This window comes from Arthrobacter sp. UYCo732 (assembly GCF_040547265.1).
GTDB lineage: Bacteria > Actinomycetota > Actinomycetes > Actinomycetales > Micrococcaceae > Arthrobacter.
In genome coordinates this window covers 1-20,207 of record NZ_JBEPPJ010000016.1, presented here as the reverse complement: position 1 = coordinate 20,207, position 20,207 = coordinate 1, and the positions used below count along the sequence as shown (strand labels likewise).

General features: G+C 64.0%; 19 protein-coding genes. 17 read left to right on the top strand and 2 right to left on the bottom strand.

What is annotated here, in order from left to right; genetic code table 11:
• Positions 1-14: 14 nt before the first annotated feature.
• The 17 genes from ABIB45_RS16940 to ABIB45_RS16860 all read left to right on the top strand — a co-directional run bounded on the left by ABIB45_RS16940 (position 15) and on the right by ABIB45_RS16860 (position 19,292).
• Complete coding sequence (locus ABIB45_RS16940) at positions 15-800, top strand: trans-aconitate 2-methyltransferase (RefSeq protein ID WP_354217012.1); 786 nt, start codon at positions 15-17, stop codon at positions 798-800.
• 148 nt (positions 801-948) lie between these two features.
• Positions 949-2,694 carry an ABC transporter ATP-binding protein gene (locus ABIB45_RS16935; RefSeq protein WP_354217011.1) on the top strand — a complete coding sequence of 582 codons (1,746 nt, stop codon included), beginning with the start codon at positions 949-951 and terminating at the stop codon, positions 2,692-2,694.
• On the top strand, positions 2,691-4,502 hold the full coding sequence (locus tag ABIB45_RS16930) for an ABC transporter ATP-binding protein (RefSeq protein ID WP_502909252.1): 1,812 nt from the start codon (positions 2,691-2,693) through the stop codon (positions 4,500-4,502). The genes ABIB45_RS16935 and ABIB45_RS16930 overlap by 4 nt, the downstream gene beginning before the upstream one ends.
• The gene (locus ABIB45_RS16925; protein ID WP_354217010.1) at positions 4,499-4,879 is read left to right on the top strand and encodes a GntR family transcriptional regulator; all 381 of its coding nucleotides are present in this window, start codon (positions 4,499-4,501) and stop codon (positions 4,877-4,879) included. Before ABIB45_RS16930 ends, ABIB45_RS16925 begins: the two co-directional genes overlap by 4 nt.
• A 46-nt stretch (positions 4,880-4,925) precedes the next feature.
• Positions 4,926-7,853, top strand: a complete 2,928-nt coding sequence (gene uvrA, locus ABIB45_RS16920; protein ID WP_354217009.1) for an excinuclease ABC subunit UvrA — start codon at positions 4,926-4,928, stop codon at positions 7,851-7,853.
• Positions 7,854-7,931: 78 nt separating this feature from the next.
• The gene (locus ABIB45_RS16915; protein ID WP_354217008.1) at positions 7,932-8,645 is read left to right on the top strand and encodes an HAD hydrolase-like protein; all 714 of its coding nucleotides are present in this window, start codon (positions 7,932-7,934) and stop codon (positions 8,643-8,645) included.
• Positions 8,632-9,300, top strand: a complete 669-nt coding sequence (locus ABIB45_RS16910) for a lysophospholipid acyltransferase family protein (RefSeq protein WP_354217007.1) — start codon at positions 8,632-8,634, stop codon at positions 9,298-9,300. The genes ABIB45_RS16915 and ABIB45_RS16910 overlap by 14 nt, the downstream gene beginning before the upstream one ends.
• Before the next feature lie 19 nt (positions 9,301-9,319).
• Complete coding sequence (gene uvrC, locus ABIB45_RS16905; RefSeq protein ID WP_354217006.1) at positions 9,320-11,326, top strand: excinuclease ABC subunit UvrC; 2,007 nt, start codon at positions 9,320-9,322, stop codon at positions 11,324-11,326.
• Positions 11,327-11,397: 71 nt separating this feature from the next.
• On the top strand, positions 11,398-12,321 hold the full coding sequence (gene rapZ, locus ABIB45_RS16900; protein ID WP_354217005.1) for an RNase adapter RapZ: 924 nt from the start codon (positions 11,398-11,400) through the stop codon (positions 12,319-12,321).
• Positions 12,321-13,340, top strand: coding sequence for a gluconeogenesis factor YvcK family protein (locus tag ABIB45_RS16895; RefSeq protein WP_354217004.1), 1,020 nt, complete (start codon positions 12,321-12,323; stop codon positions 13,338-13,340). The genes rapZ and ABIB45_RS16895 overlap by 1 nt, the downstream gene beginning before the upstream one ends.
• Before the next feature lie 9 nt (positions 13,341-13,349).
• Complete coding sequence (gene whiA, locus ABIB45_RS16890) at positions 13,350-14,330, top strand: DNA-binding protein WhiA (RefSeq protein WP_354217003.1); 981 nt, start codon at positions 13,350-13,352, stop codon at positions 14,328-14,330.
• A gap of 110 nt (positions 14,331-14,440) precedes the next feature.
• Positions 14,441-15,067: a superoxide dismutase gene (locus ABIB45_RS16885; protein ID WP_310164066.1), complete on the top strand. Its 627-nt coding sequence runs from the start codon at positions 14,441-14,443 to the stop codon at positions 15,065-15,067.
• Between the two features lie 262 nt (positions 15,068-15,329).
• Positions 15,330-16,340, top strand: coding sequence for a type I glyceraldehyde-3-phosphate dehydrogenase (gene gap / locus ABIB45_RS16880; protein ID WP_354217002.1), 1,011 nt, complete (start codon positions 15,330-15,332; stop codon positions 16,338-16,340).
• A gap of 10 nt (positions 16,341-16,350) precedes the next feature.
• A complete protein-coding gene (locus ABIB45_RS16875; RefSeq protein ID WP_354217000.1) occupies positions 16,351-17,577 on the top strand; it encodes a phosphoglycerate kinase in 1,227 nt (408 codons plus the stop codon).
• An 85-nt stretch (positions 17,578-17,662) separates the two neighbouring features.
• Positions 17,663-18,478: a triose-phosphate isomerase gene (gene tpiA, locus ABIB45_RS16870; RefSeq protein ID WP_354216999.1), complete on the top strand. Its 816-nt coding sequence runs from the start codon at positions 17,663-17,665 to the stop codon at positions 18,476-18,478.
• Positions 18,479-18,528: 50 nt separating this feature from the next.
• Positions 18,529-18,786: a preprotein translocase subunit SecG gene (gene secG / locus ABIB45_RS16865; RefSeq protein WP_354216998.1), complete on the top strand. Its 258-nt coding sequence runs from the start codon at positions 18,529-18,531 to the stop codon at positions 18,784-18,786.
• Positions 18,787-18,896: 110 nt separating this feature from the next.
• Positions 18,897-19,292: an RNA polymerase-binding protein RbpA gene (locus ABIB45_RS16860; RefSeq protein ID WP_502909254.1), complete on the top strand. Its 396-nt coding sequence runs from the start codon at positions 18,897-18,899 to the stop codon at positions 19,290-19,292.
• On the opposite strand, the gene pgl is transcribed toward ABIB45_RS16860, so the two are convergent.
• Both pgl and ABIB45_RS16850 read right to left on the bottom strand, forming a co-directional pair.
• The gene (gene pgl, locus ABIB45_RS16855; RefSeq protein ID WP_354216996.1) at positions 19,245-20,063 is read right to left on the bottom strand and encodes a 6-phosphogluconolactonase; all 819 of its coding nucleotides are present in this window, start codon (positions 20,061-20,063) and stop codon (positions 19,245-19,247) included. The two genes, ABIB45_RS16860 and pgl, sit on opposite strands and share 48 nt — an antisense overlap.
• A partial coding sequence (locus ABIB45_RS16850; protein ID WP_354155895.1) for an OpcA/G6PD domain-containing protein occupies positions 20,053-20,207 on the bottom strand: 155 nt, incomplete at its 5' end. The genes ABIB45_RS16850 and pgl, both read right to left, overlap by 11 nt.

Genomic DNA, 20,207 nt, shown 5'->3' with positions numbered 1-20,207 from the left:
CACGGAGCAAAACTGTGAAGTGGGATCCCCTGAAGTACGTCCAGTTCGGTGACTACCGTGACCGGCCTTTTTTTGACCTCACGGGACGGATCCACGCCGCGCACCCCCATCAGGTGGTTGACCTTGGCTGTGGTCCCGGGAACCTGACAGCCACCCTCGCCCAGCGGTGGCCGCAGGCGAAGGTGGTGGGGCTCGATTCGTCCGCCGAGATGCTGGCCACAGCTGCGGCGCAGGCCGACGGGCATTCCGGGCTAAGTTTCGGGCTGGCCGATATCGCCGATTGGACACTCCCGGCCGAAACGGACGTCGTAGTCACCAACGCCGCGCTTCAGTGGGTTCCCGGGCACCGGGAGATGCTTGCCCACTGGTTGGCGGCACTCAAGCCTGGGGCATGGTTCGGCATGCAGGTGCCGGGGAACTTCAATGCGCCGTCGCATGTTCTGATGCGGGACCTGGCCGGGTCGGAACGTTGGTCGCCCCAGCTGGACGGCGTACTCCGCGGTGGGGAATCAGTGGGGGAGTCCGCCGATTACCTCCGCATCATGCTGGACGCGGGCTGCACTGCCGACGCTTGGGAGACCAGCTACCAGCAGGTCCTCCCCGGAGCGGATGCGGTGCTGAACTGGTTGCGCGGCACGGCATTGCGACCCGTGCTGGCTGTTTTGTCAGACGACGAGGGGCGGGCCTTCGAATCCGAGTACGCCGCCGCTCTGCGGGAGGCCTACCCGGGGACACCCCATGGCACGGTTTTTCCATTCCGGCGGATCTTCGCCGTAGCGCAAAAGCGGCTGACCGCATAAACTCCATTCGATTGATGTTCTCTACACGATTCGTGTAGTCATGTTACTGGAGAAGAATAATGGCGCTGGCTACGACGATGAAGCGGCTTTTTGGGGGCGGCCACAAGCCGCAACCTCGTCGGCCTCCCCAAGTGATCCTGGAGGTGCTGTGCTTTTCGCGTTATTGACCCGGCTGCTGGCTGGCCACAAGGGTTCAGTTGTTGCCATCGCCGTCCTCCAGCTGGTGCAGACAGTGGGCATCCTGCTGCTGCCCACTATCAACGCTGCCATCATCGACGACGGCATCGTCGCCGGGAATACTCCGGCGATCTTCCGGCTGGGCACGGATATGGCTCTGGCGGCTGCGGTCCAGGCGGTGGCGGCCATTGGTGCCGGCTACCTCAGCGCCGTGGTGGCTATGTCGCTTGGCCACCAGTTGCGGGAGGAGATATTTACCAAGATCCAGTCGCTTTCGTTCCAGGACGTGGCTGGCTTTGGTACCCAAAGCCTCGTCACCAGGGCAACCAATGACACCCAGCAGATCCAGTCGTTCGCGGTCCTGGTGTTTACCATGCTGGCTGCGGCGCCGGTCATGGCGGCGGGAGGTGCCTACCTTGCCTGGCAGCAGGACGTCGTGCTCTCAAGCATCGTCACCATCATCATTCCCCTACTCCTGATCATCATGTACCTCATCGTCCGGCGCCTCGTACCTCTCTACCGGGAGGGCCAGGACCTGCTGGACCGTACCGGGGAAATACTGCGGGAACAGATTATCGGCGCCAACGTGATCCGTGCGTTCGTCAGGCAGGCGCATGAAACGCGCCGTTTTGCCCGGGCGAACAGGAGCCTTTCGGGGAACAACCTGCAGTCTGCACTGTTGGTTGCCGCGATGCTGCCATTGATCATGATCGTGGTGAACCTGTCATCGGTGGCGGTGGTGTGGTTCGGCGGCCACCGGGTGTATTCGGGGGAGATGAAGATCGGGGCCCTCACGGCGTTTATCGCCTACATTATGCAGATTCTGCTGGCCATCATGATGGCCATGTACGTCTTCATGACGGCACCGCGGGCCGCCGCCTGCGCAGAGCGGCTCAATGCGGTACTCAAGGCACAGCCTTCTGTCCAGGACAGCCAGGACGACTACACGACAGGCGAACCATCGGGCCTGGAAGGGGGCAGCGTGACGTTCGCCGACGTCAGCCTCGCCTTTCCAGGGGCCGAAACCCGCGTGCTGGACAACATCAGCTTCACGGTCACTCCCGGCACCACCGTCGCCGTCGTCGGATCAACAGGCAGCGGCAAATCAACGCTCCTCAGCCTGCTGCCCCGGTTCCTTGATGCCTCGGCCGGAACCATCACCATCGCGGGGCGGAATATCCGTTCCGTTCCGCTGGACGTCCTCCGCCGGACCATGGCTGTGGTTCCGCAGCGGTCCCATCTCTTTACCGGAACCATCGAAGAAAACCTGCGGATCGCCGAACCGGGGGCCAGCGACAGCCAGCTGTGGGAGGCGCTGGAAACGGCCCAGGCCGCGGGGTTCGTCCGCGAACTGCCGCGGGGGCTCGCGACCCAAGTCGGGCAAGGCGGGACGAATCTGTCCGGCGGCCAACGCCAGCGGATCTGCATCGCACGAGCTCTTGTGCGGCGGGTTCCGATCTACCTCTTTGATGACAGCTTCTCCGCCCTCGACTTCGCCACGGAGAGCCGGCTCCGGGATGCTTTGGCGGGCGACCTTGGCAGTGCGGTGGTGGTATTGGTCGCGGAACGCATCTCAACCGTTGCCGGAGCAGACCGGATTTTGGTGCTCGACGACGGCCGGCTGGTCGCGGAGGGGACCCACCTCGAACTGCTGGAGACTTCTGCCACCTACCGGGAAATTGCCGAGTCGCAATTGGCACTGGAGCGCATGCCATGACGGCACCGCTCTCAAGGGGTGCGGCGGAGTCAGTCTGGCCTCCGGCGCGCCGGTTGCTCGGCCGGCTGCGCCCGTTCAGGTGGCGGATGCTTGGTGCCGTGGCAGCCACCTGCGTTTTTGCCGGTTTGAACGTAACCGCGCCGAATTACCTGGGGAAAGCTACGGATATTGTGGTCGACGGGTTCGCCAGCGGAGTATTCGAGACGCAGCGGCTGGGAATCCTGCTGGCCGCCGTCGCCTTGATGTACTTGGGGGCCTCGCTCTTCAACTGGATCCAGGGAAAGCTGACCTCGGGCTCGGTCCACGGCCTGATGTATGGCCTCAGGGAATCGGTGGAGGAAAAGCTGCAGCGGCTCCCCACCACATACTTCCAGGAAAAGTCCAGGGGAGACGTCCTGAGCCGGGTCACCAACGACATCGACAACATCGCCCAAGCGCTCAGCCAGATCCTGACGCAGCTGATCATGTCCGTTCTGATGTTGTTCGGCGCCCTGGCCATGATGCTCTGGATTTCGCCGCTCCTGGCCGTGATTGCGCTCGTCTCGGTCCCGGTGTCCGCCTTGGTAACGGTTCTGGTGGCCCGGAAGTCCCAAGCGCACTTCGCCGGACAATGGGCTGAAACCGGCGAACTAAACGCCCACGTTGAGGAATTCATCACCGGGCATGAGGTCATCAAGGCCTTCGGCCACCAGGACCAGGCCGCGGCGGTTTTCCGGGCGAGCAACGACCGCCTGGCGCGCGCCTCCGCACGGGCACAGTATTCATCGGGCCTCGTCCAGCCACTGATGATCCTCATTGCCAACCTCAACTACATCGCGGTGGCAGTGGTGGGCGCTTACCAGGTCACGCTCGGAGCCATGACCATCGGCGGAATCCAGGCCTTCATCCAGTTCAGCCGGTTGTTCACGCAGCCTGTGAGCCAGATCGGCGGCATGCTCAACGTCATACAGTCCTGCGCCGCCTCAGCACGCCGTGTCTTCGAACTCCTGGATGCCGACGAAATTCCTGCTGAGCCGGACGGCGCCGGTCACCGGGCGCGGCCGGTCGGACCAATCGTTTTCGACCACGTCACGTTCGGCTACGCGCAGGACGCTCCCGTAATCCGTGGACTGTCCTTTTCAGTGGAGCCGGGCCGGACGGTAGCCATTGTCGGCCACACCGGCGCTGGTAAGACCACAATTGTGAACCTCCTCATGCGGTTCTACGAACCCGACGCCGGCCGGATCACCATCGGCGGAACTGACATCGCCGCCATTCCCCGGGATGCCCTGCGCAAAAGTTTTGGCGTAGTGCTCCAGGATGCCTGGCTGTTCGCCGGAACTATCCGCGAAAACATCGAGTATGGCCGGCCGGGAGCTACTGACGCTGAAATACATGCGGCGGCGGAGGCGAGCCACCTGGACCATCTCATCCGGTCGCTGCCCGCCGGCTACGACACCACGCTGGGCAACCGCGGAGAGCCGCTCAGCGAGGGGCAACGCCAGTTGGTCGCCATCGCACGGGCGCGGCTCGCGGACCGCAGCGTGCTGATCCTGGACGAGGCCACCAGTTCCGTCGATTCACGGACCGAGGTCCTGATCCGCCACGCCATGGAACGTTTGCGGCGGGGTAAAACAAGTTTTGTCATAGCCCACCGTTTGTCTACAGTCCGGGACGCTGATCTAATCTTGGTCATGGATCACGGACGCATCGCCGAGCAGGGAACCCACCGGGGCCTCCTGGCCGCCAAGGGCCGCTACGCACAGCTCTACCAGGCGCAGTTCGCCGGCCGGGTGGGCCGGGCAGGAAACCTGGATGCCGGACGATGACGGCAGGAGCATCCTTCCCCGGGACCTGGAAGCCCAACCAGGCCAGCACGGTGGCCCTTTTTGAGCAGCTGCGGCTGCAGGTGATCCGGCTCGCGGACAGCGGTGACCTGCCGCCGGGAACCAAGCTGCCTGCCGTCCGGGCGCTGGCGGACCGCCTTGATGTAGCTCCGCATACCGTGGCCCGGGCATATAAGGAGCTTGAGGCGGCCGGCGTGGTGGCCACCAAAGGCCGTAATGGCACCGTAATCTGTGCGCGTGATGAGCGGGCGGACGTCCTGTCTGCTGCCGCCGACGCGTACGCGCTTGAGGCCAGAGCCCAGGGTGCCACGTTTGCTGAGGCAGTCCAGCTGCTCGCCGCAGCCTACGACGCCCACTAGCAGCCCCGCGTGGATATTCGAAAAAGTTTTCGATTAGCATTAGTGGGTGCCTAAAGCCGTAGCTGAAGAAACAGCAGTCCCGTCCGCTCCTGTCACCGTCACCCAGGCCCCAGCCACCCCGGCCAGACCTGACCTTTCCCGCCTTGTGGTGAAGGGGGCGCGGGAGCATAACCTGCGCAACGTGGACCTGGATCTGCCCCGTGACGCCATGATCGTTTTCACCGGCCTGTCTGGTTCCGGAAAGTCCTCCCTCGCCTTCGACACCATTTTTGCCGAGGGCCAGCGGCGCTACGTTGAGTCCCTGTCGGCTTACGCCCGCCAGTTCCTGGGCCAGGTGGACAAACCGGACGTTGACTTCATCGAGGGCCTCTCGCCGGCAGTGTCCATTGACCAGAAGTCCACCAGCAAAAACCCCCGCTCAACGGTGGGCACCATCACCGAAATCTACGACTACATGCGCCTGCTGTGGGCGCGCGTCGGACGGCCGCACTGCCCTGTCTGCGGTGAGCTTGTTGCCCGGCAGACCCCCCAGCAGATTGTGGACCAACTTCTTGAGCTTGAGGACGGCACGCGTTTCCAGATCCTGGCGCCGGTGGTGCGGGCACGCAAGGGCGAATTCGTTGAACTCTTCAAGGAACTGACTGCGAAGGGCTATTCCCGCGCCAGGGTGGACGGCGAACTGATCCAGCTCAGCGAGCCCCCCAAACTTGGCAAGCAGTTCAAGCACACCATTGAAGTTGTGGTGGACCGGCTGGTGGTCAAGGAAGGCATCAGCCAGCGGCTCACCGATTCCGTGGAGACAGCCCTGGGCCTCGCTGAGGGCCGCGTGCTGGCCGAGTTCGTTGAGCTGGAAGCCGACGCCCCTGGCAGGCTCCGGGCATTTTCAGAGAACCTCGCCTGCCCCAACGAACATCCCCTGGCCATCGACGAGATCGAGCCGCGATCGTTCTCCTTCAACAATCCCTTCGGTGCCTGCGCCGCCTGCAGCGGCATCGGCACCCGGCTGGAGGTTGACGAGGAATTGATCATCCCCAACCCGGAGCTGTCGTTGGCCGAAGGAGCCATCGCGCCGTGGTCCCTCGGTACCGCCACCACCGAATATTGGAACCGCCTGCTTGCCGGCCTGGCCAAGGAACTCGGCTTCTCCATGGACACACCGTGGGAGAAGCTGGGCAACGACGTCCGCCGGACTGTCCTGCATGGCAAGGACCACAAGGTGGTGGTCCAGTACAAGAACCGTTTCGGACGGGAGCGGAAGTACAGCACCGGCTTCGAAGGCGCCATCCAGTATGTCCACCGGAAGCACGGCGAAACCGACTCCGAGTGGGCCCGCGACCGCTACGAAGAATACATGCGGCAGATCGCTTGCCCCGCCTGCAACGGCGCCCGGTTGAACCCTGCCTCCTTATCTGTCCTGATCAGCGGCAAGTCCATTGCCGACGTAGCTGCCATGCCCATGAGGGCGTGCGCGGATTTCCTGAACAACCTGGTCCTGACCAGCCGGGAAGCACAGATCGCGCACCAGGTGCTCAAGGAGATCCAGGCCCGGTTGACCTTCCTGCTCGACGTCGGACTCGAATACCTGAACCTCGAACGGCCCTCTGCAACCCTGTCCGGCGGCGAAGCGCAGCGCATCCGGCTCGCCACCCAGATCGGTTCCGGCCTCGTGGGTGTCCTTTACGTTCTCGACGAGCCATCCATCGGTCTGCACCAGCGGGACAACCGGCGGCTGATTGAGACCCTGACCCGGCTCCGGGACATGGGAAACACCCTCATTGTGGTCGAACATGACGAGGACACCATCCAGGTGGCGGACTGGATTGTCGACATTGGCCCCGGCGCCGGCGAGCACGGCGGCCAGGTGGTGCATTCCGGTTCCTACAAGGACCTTCTGGAGAACACCAACTCGCTGACCGGCGATTACCTGTCCGGCCGCAAGAAAATCGACGTCCCCAAGAAGCGGCGCAAGTACGACAAGAAGCGCGAGCTGAAGGTTATTGGCGCCCGCGAAAACAACCTTGTCAACGTGGATGCGGCTTTCCCGCTGGGTCTCTTCACCGCAGTCACTGGCGTCAGCGGCTCCGGCAAGTCCACCCTTGTCAACGAAATCCTCTACAAGGTGCTGGCCAACAAGCTCAATGGGGCCAAGCAGGTTGCCGGGCGCCACAAGAGCATCATGGGCCTGGAGCACCTGGACAAGGTGGTCCACGTGGACCAGAGCCCTATCGGGCGCACCCCGCGGTCCAACCCGGCAACGTACACCGGCGTCTTTGACAACATCCGCAAGCTCTTCGCCGAAACCACTGAGGCAAAGGTCCGCGGCTACCTGCCGGGAAGGTTCTCGTTCAACGTCAAGGGCGGGCGCTGCGAAGCCTGCTCTGGTGACGGCACGCTGAAGATCGAAATGAACTTCCTGCCCGACGTATACGTTCCCTGCGAGGTCTGCCACGGTGCACGGTACAACCGCGAGACCCTGGAAGTGCACTACAAGGGCAAGACCATCGCCGATGTCCTCAACATGCCCATTGAGGAAGGCGCAGAGTTCTTTGCTGCCTTCTCGCCCATCGCCCGGCACCTCAACACGCTGGTCGATGTGGGCCTGGGCTATGTGCGGCTGGGGCAACCAGCTACCACGCTGTCCGGCGGCGAAGCCCAGCGCGTCAAGCTCGCCGCCGAACTCCAAAAGCGTTCCAACGGGCGCAGCGTCTACGTTCTTGACGAACCCACCACGGGGCTGCACTTCGAGGACATCCGCAAGCTGCTGATGGTTCTGCAGGGGCTGGTGGACAAGGGAAACACGGTGATCACCATCGAACACAACCTGGACGTCATCAAGAGTGCCGACTGGATCGTGGATCTTGGACCCGACGGCGGTTCCGGCGGGGGGCAGATCGTGGCTACGGGCACGCCCGAGCAGGTGGCGAAGTCGACTGCTGGCCACACTGCCTCTTTCCTCGCGGAAATATTGTCTTAGGCGGTTGGCCGGCGACGACGTATGCCGTGTCGGGCATGCGAGTTTCAGGCATGTGCGGTGTCGTGAGAAACTAAGCCGGTGACTCAAACAACAGTGCCCGTGATCTTTGACCTGGACGGCACTCTTGTCGACCCGGCAGGCGGAATTACCGGCGGAATCGCATCCGCCCTGGTGGCCTCAGGCCTCCCGGTCCCTGACGCCGACCTGCTGAACGCCATGATCGGCCCCAAACTGAGTGATTCCCTCCTCAGCGTCGCCATGGTCCCGGCGGACAAGTTGGCCGACGTCATCCGGCGCTACCGGCAGTACTACGTGGCCACTGGAATCGCCCAGAGCCGCCTGTACCCCGGCATCAGGGAGGTGCTGGAGGGGTTTGTCAAGGCAGGCAGGCCTATCGCCGTCGCCACGCAGAAGCCCGAAGGGCTGGCGCAGATTGTGCTCCAGCACCACGGCGTTGCGGGCCTGTTCCAGTCAATCCGGGGATCCGCGGACAACGAATCCGCCACTGACGGTCCGGTCGGCAAAGCGGACATCATCGCGGCTGCCTTGGCCGATCTGTCCACCCAGCACGCTGTAATGGTGGGCGACCGCGCCCAGGATGTGGCCGGCGCCATCGCCAACGGGCTCGACTGCATTGGCGTCGGCTGGGGCTTCGCGCCCGACGGCGAACTCGAGCTCGCCGGGGCCGTCACCGTGGTGGAGACCACCACCGGCATGATCGCTGCGATCGAACGGCTTGAGGGCCTTCACACCGCCGCGATGAGCGAGGTGCGCAACGATGGAGCTGTTTGAGGCTGTCCGCTGGACATTTCGCGGCCTCGTTTCGGGCACCTGCCGGCCCACCGTCATCGGCCTCGAGAACGTGCCCAAAGACGGTCCGTTCATCGTTGCGCCGAACCATCTCTCCTTCTTTGACAGCGTCATTGTCCAGGCCCTGATGCCCAGGCCGGTGGCCTTCTTCGCCAAAGCGGAGTACTTCACCACCGGCGGCGTCAAGGGAAAGGTCATGAAATCGTTTTTCGAGTCTGTCGGTTCCATTCCGGTTGAACGGGGCGAGCAGGCGGCAAGCGTCCAGGCCCTCAGGACCCTCCTGGACATCCTGGAGGCGGGCAAAGGCATCGGCATCTACCCTGAAGGCACACGATCACGGGACGGCATTCTCTACCGCGGCCGCACCGGCGTAGGCTGGCTTGCCCTGGCAACCGGAGCTCCCGTGATCCCCGTTGGACTGATCGGGACGGAGAACCTGCAGCCGGCCGGTGAGAAGGGCTTCAGGCCGCATCGCTTCACCATGAAGGTGGGGGAGCCCCTGTACTTCGACAAGACCGGTCCGGATCATTCGCTGCCGGCCCGCCGGCAGGTGACGGACCGGATCATGGACGCCATCGCTGAACTCAGCGGCCAGGAACGCTCCACCAGCTACAACCAGAGCAAGGCCACGGACTAAGCGTTAGTAGACTGAAGTAGTGGCAGATCCAACAACTTACAGGCCCCGGACGGGTGAAATTCCCACCAATCCGGGGGTGTACCGGTTCCGCGATCCTCACGGCCGGGTCATTTACGTCGGCAAAGCCAAAAGCCTCCGGTCCCGCCTGAATTCCTATTTTGCCAACCCGGCGGGGCTACTGCCGAAAACCCACGCCATGGTCCACACGGCCAGCAGTGTGGAGTGGACCGTGGTGGGCAGTGAGCTGGAGTCCCTGCAGCTTGAATACACCTGGATCAAGGAATTCAAGCCCCGCTTCAACGTGGTTTTCCGGGACGACAAGACCTACCCCTACCTGGCCCTGACCATGAGCGAGAAACTCCCCAGGGTCCAGGTCATGCGGGGGGACCGCCGTAAAGGCACGCGGTACTTCGGTCCGTACACCGCCGGAGCCATCAGGGAAACCATGGACACACTCCTGCGGGTGTTCCCGGTACGCAGCTGCAGCGCCGGCGTACTTAAGCGGGCCCAGGCCAGCGGCCGCCCCTGCCTCCTGGGCTACATCGACAAATGCTCCGCGCCCTGCGTGGGCCGCGTGACACCGGAAGAGCACCGCGCCCTGGCTGAGGACTTCTGTGCCTTTATGGGCGGCGAAGCCAAACGCTTCATCTCCAAACTCGAAAAGCAGATGGCCGAAGCAGTGGCCACCCTCGACTACGAGCGCGCGGCACGGCTCCGAGATGACATCTCGGCACTGCGGAAGGTCTTCGAACGCAACGCAGTGGTACTCGCCGAAGATACCGACGCCGATGTTTTCGCCCTGCACGAAGATGAACTGGAGGCCGCGGTCCAGGTCTTCCACGTCAGGGGCGGCCGGGTCCGCGGCCAGCGCGGCTGGGTGGTGGAAAAGGTGGAAGACTCCACCACACCGGACCTGGTGGAGCACCTGCTGCAGCAGGTCTACGGCGAGGACGGCGACAGCCACGGCAGGCTGCCCCGCGAAGTCCTGGTGCCGGTGGTACCCAGCAACGAGGCGGAGCTGACGGAATGGCTCGGCGGCCTTCGGGGAGCCAAGGTGGATATCAGGGTGCCGCAGCGCGGCGACAAGGCGGCGCTGATGTCCACCGTGCGGGAGAACGCCGAACACGCGTTAAAACTGCACAAAACCCGCCGCGCCGGAGACCTGACGGTGCGTTCGCAGGCCCTCCAGGAGCTGCAGGAGGCTTTGGACCTGCCGGTGCCGCTCCTGCGGATTGAGTGCTTTGACGTCTCCCATGTCCAAGGCACCAACGTGGTGGCATCCATGGTGGTGGTGGAGGATGGGCTGCCTAAGAAATCCGATTACCGGAAGTTTTCCGTTACCGGGGCGGCTGCGGCAGACGATACCGCTGCCATGCACGATGTCCTGACGCGGCGGTTCCGCTATTACCTGCAGGACAAGTCGGCCCAGGTGGAAGCAGCCGCACTGGCCGGGCACCAGGCCGCACTTGACGCGGCAGCCGATGCTGCGGTGCTTGACACCACCACTGCCACGCCGAAGGCAAAATTCGCGTACCCGCCGAACCTGGTGGTGGTCGACGGCGGCCAGCCCCAGGTGAATGCCGCGGCCCGGGCGTTGGCGGAGCTCGGCATCGATGACGTGTATGTGGTGGGCCTGGCCAAACGACTGGAGGAAGTCTGGCTTCCGGACAGTGACTTCCCGGTGATCCTGCCGCGGACGTCCCAGGGCCTTTACCTGCTGCAGCGGATCCGCGACGAAGCACACCGCTTCGCCATCACCTTCCACCGGCAGAAGCGCGGCAAGGCCATGACGCTCTCAGCCTTGGATGGAGTGCCAGGGCTGGGGGAGTCCAAGCGCAAGGCGCTGGTGGCCCACTTCGGCTCGATCAAGGGGGTGAAGGCTGCAACCGCCGTGCAGCTCACGGCCGCCAAGGGTATCGGTCCCTCCCTGGCCAGTGCCATCGTGGCCCACTTCAGCGGCGAGGAAGGGGCCGGGGCCACCGTTCCGGCCGTCAATATGGCCACCGGCGAAATCATTGAAACCTAGGTAGGGTAAGGAGCGCAGGTTTCCGCCGACGCGGTTGCCTGCCGGATCAGGACAGGAATGGGGCGGAACGAATGGCAGAATCAACGGCGGAATCCGGGACGGGGCAGGACGGCATGACGCCGGTCAAGCCCCTCGAAGCGGAGCTGCTGGTGGTCACCGGTATGTCAGGGGCGGGACGCAGCACTGCCGCTGACGCGCTGGAGGACCACGGCTGGTACGTCGTGGAAAACCTGCCGCCGCAGATGCTCGGAACCCTTGCTGAACTGGTCTCGCATGCGCCGCAGTCCATTCCCCGGCTGGCCGTGGTGATGGATGTGCGCAGCAAAGGCCTCTTTTCCGACATGCGGGCCACCCTCGGCGCCCTGGCAGCCAGTGGTGTCACGTTCCGGGTGCTGTTCCTGGACGCCAACGACGACGTCCTGGTCCGCCGCTTCGAGCAGGGCCGCAGGCCCCATCCGCTCCAGGAGGGCGGCCGGATCCTGGACGGCATAGCAGCCGAGCGCGAGGTACTGAAGGAGCTCCGGGACAGCTCGGACCTCGTACTCGATACCTCTGACTACAACGTCCATGGCCTGGCAACGGCCATCACTGAACTCTTCACCGAGACCGGCCCGGTGGCCCTCCGGCTGAACGTCATGAGCTTCGGCTTCAAGTACGGTCTGCCGGTTGACTCCAACTACGTAGCCGATGTCCGTTTCATCCCCAACCCGCACTGGGTCCCGCAGTTGCGCCCCCACACAGGCCTGGACCAGGACGTCAGCGATTATGTCCTCGAGGCCGAAGGCGTGAAGAACTTCGTGGACCGTTACGTGCTGGCTCTGGAACCGGTCTTGGACGGGTACCGGCGCGAAAACAAGCATTACGCCACCATCGCCGTGGGCTGCACCGGCGGCAAGCACCGATCAGTAGCGGTCGCCGTCGAGCTTTCCAAGAAACTGGCGCAGTATCCCCGGGTGACTGTCACCACAACCCACCGGGATCTGGGCCGCGAATAATGGGGATGCTTACCGGGCCGATGCCGTTAGTGCCGCTTTCCAGCGGAACGGCTGCCGGCCAGCAGGACAAGGGCCCCAACGTTGTGGCACTCGGCGGCGGCCACGGACTCTCCGCGTCCCTGTCGGCCCTGCGGCTGCTCACCACTGAGCTGACTGCCATTGTCACTGTGGCGGACGACGGCGGGTCATCCGGGCGGTTGCGCGAAGAGTACGGCGTCCTCCCTCCCGGAGACCTCCGCATGGCGCTCTCCGCCCTGTGCGACGACACCGACTGGGGCCGCACATGGCGCGACGTCATGCAGCACCGCTTCCAGCCCGGCAAAGGCCGCGGCGGCTCCCTGGACGACCACGCCACCGGCAACCTGCTCATCGTCACCCTCTGGGAACTCCTTGGCGACGCCGTCGCCGGGCTCACGTGGGCCGGCGCACTTCTTGGGGCGCGGGGGCAGGTGTTGCCGATGTCCACTGTTCCCCTCACCATCGAAGGTGACATCCGCGTTACCGCGGCCAACGGCAAATCCGTGCTGCAGACCGTGAGCGGGCAGGCGCGCTGCGCCGTAGCCGGCTGCCTGGAACAGGTCCGGCTCCTGCCCGAGCATGCACCCGCGTGTACTGAGGCGCTGACCGCCATCGAACTGGCCGACTGGATCATCCTGGGGCCGGGGTCATGGTATACGTCCGTGCTCCCGCACCTGTTGCTGCCCGAAATGCGCGACGCCCTCAGCGCAACGGCCGCGAAACGCTGCCTCACCATGAACCTGGCCACCGATACCAAGGAGACTACGGGCATGTCGGCGGCTGACCATCTTCACGCCCTGCGCCGATACGCGCCGGACTTCAGCGTCGACGTCATCCTGGCCGATCCCGCGTCGGTGCCGGACCGGCAGGAGTTCGAGAAAGCCGCGGGGATGATCGGTGCCGAGGTTGTCTTGGGTAAAGTAAGGGCGTCGGGACGCCGACCCGTCCATGACCCCCTACGTCTGGCAGCGGCGTACCACGACATTTTTGGGAACAGTTAGGAAGGTGCCATGGCACTGACATCATCGGTCAAGGAAGAACTGTCCCGTCTGGACATCAAAAAATCATCAGTACGCAAGGCTGAGGTTTCGGCGATACTTCGATTCGCCGGCGGCCTGCACATCATCTCTGGCCGGATCGTGATCGAGGCGGAAGTCGACCTCGCATCCACCGCGCGCCGCCTGCGCGCGGCCATCGCGGAGGTGTATGGCCACCAGAGCGAAATCATTGTGGTCTCCGCCGGCGGACTGCGACGGGGCAGCCGCTATGTGGTGCGGGTGGTCCGCGACGGCGAATCTTTGGCCCGGCAAACCGGCCTCCTGGACGGCCGCGGGCGTCCGGTGCGCGGCCTGCCCTCTGCGGTTGTCAACGGTTCTGCCGCTGATGCCGAGGCAGTGTGGCGCGGTGCTTTCCTCGCCCACGGTTCGCTCACCGAGCCGGGCCGTTCGTCCGCCATGGAGGTCACCTGCCCCGGCCCCGAATCCGCGTTGGCCCTGGTGGGGGCGGCCCGCCGCATCGGCATCCAGGCCAAGGCCCGCGAGGTCAGGGGAGTGGACCGGGTAGTAATCCGTGATGGCGACACCATCGCAGCCCTCCTGACCCGCATGGGAGCCCACGATGCACTGATGGTCTGGGAGGAACGCCGGATGCGCAAGGAGGTCCGCGCCACCGCCAACCGGCTGGCCAATTTCGACGACGCCAACCTGCGGCGTTCCGCACAGGCGGCGGTGGCGGCCGGGGCCAGGGTGGACCGGGCCCTGGAGATCCTGGGTGATGACGTCCCGGACCACCTCAAATATGCCGGCGAACTCCGGGTGGCCCACAAACAGGCCAGCCTGGATGAGCTGGGGCGCCTGGCCGAGCCGGTGATGACCAAGGACGCCATTGCCGGCCGCATCCGCCGGTTGCTTGCCATGGCGGACAAACGTGCCATTGACCTCGGCATCCCTGGCACAGATGCAAATGTGACGCCTGAAATGCTGGACGAGTAAAGGCCCCATAGAATCAGAGCGTCCACCCCCATCTTCCGGATGCCAGTCATCCGGATGCACAATCCGAGAGCTACACCCCGGACAGACCGTCCACGACATTGGAGGATTTTGTGACCGAGTACGTACTGCCAGAACTCAGCTACGACTACGCGGCGCTTGAGCCGCACATTTCGGCGCGGATCATGGAGCTGCACCACAGCAAGCACCATGCAGCTTACGTCGCAGGGGCCAACAACGCCCTGGCCCAGCTGGCCGAAGCACGCGACAAGGGCGACTTCGCCAACATCAACCGCCTTTCCAAGGACCTCGCGTTCCACACCGGCGGCCACATCAACCACTCGGTGTTCTGGAACAACCTGTCCCCGGACGGCGGCGACAAGCCCGAGGGCGAACTGGCCGCAGCCATCGATGACGCCTTCGGCTCATTCGACGCCTTCCGTGCCCAGTTCTCAGCAGCAGCCCTTGGCCTGCAGGGATCCGGTTGGGGCTTCCTGGCCTACGAGCCCATCGGCGGAAACCTGGTCATCGAGCAGCTTTACGATCAGCAGGGCAACGTTGCGCTGGGCACCACCCCGCTGCTCATGCTCGACATGTGGGAGCACGCCTTCTACCTGGACTACGTCAACGTCAAGGCTGACTACGTCAAGGCATTCTGGAACATCGTCAACTGGGCCGACGTCGCCAAGCGCTTCGAGGCCGCACGCACCAACGCCACGGGTCTGATCACCCTCCCATAGTGACCGGCGCAACACGCGCCTGTAACAAACTTCACATTTAGGCGGGATTTTGGCCGAATTGTGGAAGGTCCGCCCCCGCACTTGCGGGGGCGGACCTACTTAAACGTAAGATGGATCACGGAAGGCGGTCAGCCTTCAGCAACGTGGCTGGTCGCCCTCCGATCTGTTAATCATCTCTGCTCAATGGCGTGCGGGATCTGTTAGTTGGCTTCAACGCCCGCTTACTAGTAGTGCTTCACCAAGCACCAAGGAGACTGAAAAAGTGACCACCCGTATTGGTATCAACGGCTTCGGCCGCATCGGCCGCAACTACTTCCGCGCAGCACTCGCCCAGGGCGCAGACCTTGAGATTGTTGCAGTCAACGACCTCACCAGCCCCGAAGCTCTGGCCCACCTGCTCAAGTACGACTCCGTGGGCGGCCGCCTGAAGGAAGCCGTCGAGGTCAAGGACGGGAACATTGTCGTCGACGGCAATATCATCAAGGTTCTCGCCGAGCGCGATCCTGCCAACCTTCCCTGGGGCGAACTCGGTGTAGACATCGTCATCGAGTCCACCGGCTTCTTCACCAAGGCCGCTGCCGCGCAGAAGCACATCGATGCCGGCGCCAAGAAGGTCCTGATCTCCGCTCCGGCCTCGGATGAGGACATCACCATCGTGATGGGTGTTAATGACGGCCTCTACGACAACGCAGCCCACAACATCATTTCCAACGCATCCTGCACCACCAACTGCCTCGGCCCCCTGGCCAAGGTCATCAACGACACCTTCGGCATCGAGCGTGGCCTGATGACCACCATCCACGCCTACACGGCAGACCAGAACCTGCAGGACGGCCCGCACAACGACCTCCGCCGCGCCCGCGCCGCGGCCATCAACATGGTCCCCACCTCCACCGGTGCAGCCAAGGCAATCGGCCTGGTCCTGCCCGAACTCAAGGGCAAGCTTGACGGCTACGCCATCCGCGTCCCCGTCCCCACCGGGTCCGCCACGGACCTTACGGTCACCGTCGCCCGCGAGACCACCGTCGAGGAAGTCAACGCAGCTCTGAAGAAGGCCTCCGAGTCCGACGAATTCCAGGGCATCCTCACCTACACCGATGCTCCGATCGTGTCCTCCGACATCGTGGGAGACCCTGCGTCGTCAATCTTTGACTCGGGCCTGACGAAGGTCATTGGCAACCAGGTCAAGGTTGTGTCCTGGTATGACAACGAATGGGGCTACTCCAACCGCCTCGTGGACCTGACGGAGCTTGTTGCAGCCAAGCTGGGCTAGGGTTAGAGACATGACATTCCACACCCTCAACGAACTGATCGCTGAAGGTGTCCGCGGGCGGTACATTCTGGTTCGATGTGACCTCAATGTGCCGCTCGACGGCTCTGCAGTGACTGACGACGGCCGTATCAAGGCCTCCCTGCCAGTGCTGACGAAGCTCACGGACGCCGGCGCCCGCGTGCTGGTAACAGCCCACCTAGGACGCCCCAAGGGCGCTCCCGAAGACAAGTACTCGCTCAAGCCCGCAGTAGCCCGCCTTGCTGAGCTCGCTCCGTTTAGTGTCACCCTCGCCGGGGACACGGTGGGCAGCTCTGCCAAGGAACTCGCCGCCTCCCTGGCGGACGGCCAGGTGCTGGTGCTGGAGAACGTCCGCTTCGACGCCCGCGAAACCAGCAAGGACGACGCCCAGCGCGGCGCCTTCGCTGACGAGCTGGCGGCCCTGACAGGTGACAACGGCGCCTACGTTGATGACGCCTTCGGTGCCGTGCACCGCAAGCACGCCAGCGTCTACGACGTCGCTTCCAGGCTGCCGTCCTACCAGGGCGACCTGGTACACACTGAGGTGGAGGTCCTGCGGAAGCTGACTGCTGATACCCAGCGGCCTTACGTTGTGGTGCTCGGCGGCTCGAAGGTTTCGGACAAGCTGGCGGTCATTGACAACCTGATCGGCAAAGCTGACACCATCCTGGTGGGCGGCGGCATGCTCTTCACGTTCCTCGCAGCCGAAGGCCACAGCGTGGCCGGCAGCCTCCTCGAGGAGGACCAGATCGCCGTGGTCCAGGACTATCTTAAACGCGCGGCGGACGCCGGCACGGAATTCGTTGTGCCAACCGACGTTGTGGTGGCCAGCAAGTTCGCTGCGGACGCTGACCACGAAACCGTCCCCTCGGACGGCATCGAGTCAAGCAGCTTCGGCGCGCAGGGCATCGGCCTGGACATCGGCCCGGACTCGGCAGCCGCATTTGCGGACCGGATCAAGGATGCCAAGACGGTGTTTTGGAACGGGCCCATGGGCGTCTTCGAATTCGAGGCCTTCGCCGGCGGAACCCGGGCAGTAGCCAAGGCCCTGACCGAAGCCGAGGCGTTCACAGTCGTGGGCGGCGGAGACTCCGCGGCAGCAGTCCGGACCCTGGGCTTCGCGGATGACCAGTTCGGTCATATTTCCACCGGCGGCGGCGCCAGCCTGGAATATCTTGAAGGCAAGGAACTGCCCGGACTTAGCATCCTGGACCGCTAGGAACTGGACTGCCAAGTCCTCCGGCCGGCAGGGTGCCCGTGGGTGCCCTGCCGGCCGCACACATATCAAGACTTTTGGAGAACACATGACTACGTCAACGAACGGTGCTTTTGACCGCACGCCTCTCATTGCGGGCAACTGGAAGATGAACATGGACCACGTCCAGGGCATCACCCTGCTGCAGAAACTCGCTTGGACCCTGTCCGACGCCAAGCACGACTACAGCCGGGTGGAAGTTGCAGTCTTTCCGCCCTTCACCGACCTCCGCGGTGTGCAGACCCTGGTCCAGGGCGACGAACTCGACGTTGCTTATGGCGGCCAGGACTTGTCCCAGTTCGACTCCGGCGCCTACACCGGCGACATCTCCGGCCAGTTCCTGAACAAGCTGGGCTGCCGGTACGTGCTGGTGGGCCACAGCGAACGCCGCACCATCCACAACGAATCAGATGACGTCCTGAACGCCAAGGTCAAAGCGGCGTACAAGCATGCTGTCACGCCTGTACTGTGCGTAGGTGAAGGGCTGGAAATCCGCCAGGCCGGCACCCACGTGGAGCACACCCTGACCCAGCTCCGCGCCAACGTCGCCGGCCTGACCCCCGAGCAGGCGGCCGAACTCGTAGTGGCCTACGAGCCCGTATGGGCCATCGGCACCGGTGAGGTGGCGGGGCCCGGGGATGCCCAGGAAATGTGCGCTGCCATCCGGGCCGAACTGGCGACCATTTTCGGGGACGACGTTGCGGCCAAGATCCGCCTGCTCTACGGCGGTTCAGTCAAGGCCAACAACGTTGCTGCGATCCTGAACGAACGGGACGTTGACGGCGTGTTGGTGGGCGGGGCCAGCCTCGATCCAGCCGAGTTTGCTAATATTGTCAGGTTCGAGAGTCACCTGCTGACGGACTAGTCCGTCTGCAACACCAGGCTCCCGCCATTCCAATCTTCTGAAAGGCCGTCGTGGACGTTCTTCATGTCATTCTGCAGATTCTCCTGGGCATCACCAGCCTTCTGCTGACGCTGCTCATCCTGCTTCACAAGGGACGGGGCGGCGGGCTGTCGGACATGTTCGGCGGCGGTATGAGTTCGGGCCTGAGTTCCTCGGGTGTCGCAGAGCGGAACCTGAACAGGTTCACCGTAGTTCTGGGCGTCACCTGGGGTGTCGTGATCATCGCACTGGGACTGCTGATGCGGTTCAGCGGGTCGGGCGACTCCTAGGTTCTTCCAGCCGATCGTGGTCCGGCACTGCCGCCACGGGAATCTCCGAACTAAACTGTGGCTGTTGGCTTACAACAGCCACAGTTTTGTTTAAGCAGCCAGGAGTCCCGATGGTGCATAGTGCGTCAGCATTCCGCGGCACCCGGGTGGGTGTGACAGAAGGTGCCGGTCCCAAGAACCAGTCTGAGGCAGCTTCGGGCGAGCGGGTACCCCGGATCAGGGTTTCTTATTGGTGCGCCAAGGGACATGAAACCCAGCTCGTGTTCCTTCGGTTACCCGAAGCACAGATTCCCGTCCACTGGGACTGCCGGCGTTGCGGCTGTCCGGCGTCCCGTGAGGGCCAGGAAGCTGCGCGGGACGAACAGTTCGAAGAGGGCTACAAAAGCCACCTTGAATATGTTAAAGAGCGGCGCTCCGACCAGGACGCCGAAGCTGTCCTGGCCGGAGCGCTGGAAAAACTACGCGCCGGCGGCGTCCTCCCGGACGAGCTGCTGCGGGACGCGTGAGGCAGCATTTTCGTCGATAAGCCATAGCGTGCGTGACGTACCGCGGGGCCCTGCGGCGGGCACCTGGACGGGGCTGGCACCCGCCAGCGCCAGTCCGACTGCACCGGCTTTGTCCTCGCCGGCCACCACCATCCATACCTCGGCAGCAGTGTTTATGGCAGGCAGCGTGAGGGAAATACGCTGCGGGGGCGGCTTGGGGGAATTCCGCACGCCCACCACGGTCCGATCCTTTTCCCGGATTCCGCCCTGTTCCGGGAACAGGGAAGCCACGTGGGCATCGGGTCCTACGCCCAGCAGCACCACGTCCAGCCGCGGCAGTTGCCCCGGTTCGTCGGGCCGGTCATCCGACATGTCTGCAGCGTGCTCGGCCTCGGCTGCCTCCCGCAACCGCCGGGCGTAGTCCTCGGCGGCTTCTTCGGGAGTGTCAAAGTCGTCCGAGGACGCCGGCTGGTTGATCCTGGCCGGATCAACCGGGATGTGGGCGAGCAGTGCGTCAAACGCCTGCCTGGTGTTGCGGTCGGGATCATCCGCCCCCACGAACCGCTCGTCGCCCCACCAGAAGTTCACCCTCGACCAGTCGACGGCGGGCGCCGCCGGTGAATCCGCCACAGCCTTCAGCGTACCGATGCCCACTGTGCCGCCGGTCAGGACCACCGTGGCTTCACCGTGTTTATCCTGCACATCCACGAGCTTGGTAATCAGGCGCGCGGCGATGGCGGCCATCAGGACGGACGAATCAGGGTGGATGCTAACTCTGGGCTCAACGCTCACTGGGTCGGACGCTCCTTAGATTGGTTCGTGGCAGTCCAATAGTAATCACTTCGCCGAAGACTTCGTCGGGGTCGAGGCGGCGGAGTTCTTCCGCGAGGCAGTCTTTGAGGCTGCGGCGGGGCAGGGAGATGCGTTGGGCGGGCT

What these genes read in the sequence shown, in the direction of transcription:
- ABIB45_RS16930 (WP_502909252.1), top strand. Translation starts at nt 2,691, where the DNA reads ATGACGGCACCGCTCTCAAGGGGTGCGGCGGAGTCAGTCTGGCCTCCG.
- ABIB45_RS16925 (WP_354217010.1), top strand. Translation starts at nt 4,499, where the DNA reads ATGACGGCAGGAGCATCCTTCCCCGGGACCTGGAAGCCCAACCAGGCC.
- ABIB45_RS16910 (WP_354217007.1), top strand. Translation starts at nt 8,632, where the DNA reads ATGGAGCTGTTTGAGGCTGTCCGCTGGACATTTCGCGGCCTCGTTTCG.
- rapZ (WP_354217005.1), top strand. Translation starts at nt 11,398, where the DNA reads ATGGCAGAATCAACGGCGGAATCCGGGACGGGGCAGGACGGCATGACG.
- ABIB45_RS16895 (WP_354217004.1), top strand. Translation starts at nt 12,321, where the DNA reads ATGGGGATGCTTACCGGGCCGATGCCGTTAGTGCCGCTTTCCAGCGGA.
- whiA (WP_354217003.1), top strand. Translation starts at nt 13,350, where the DNA reads ATGGCACTGACATCATCGGTCAAGGAAGAACTGTCCCGTCTGGACATC.
- ABIB45_RS16875 (WP_354217000.1), top strand. Translation starts at nt 16,351, where the DNA reads ATGACATTCCACACCCTCAACGAACTGATCGCTGAAGGTGTCCGCGGG.
- tpiA (WP_354216999.1), top strand. Translation starts at nt 17,663, where the DNA reads ATGACTACGTCAACGAACGGTGCTTTTGACCGCACGCCTCTCATTGCG.
- ABIB45_RS16860 (WP_502909254.1), top strand. Translation starts at nt 18,897, where the DNA reads ATGGTGCATAGTGCGTCAGCATTCCGCGGCACCCGGGTGGGTGTGACA.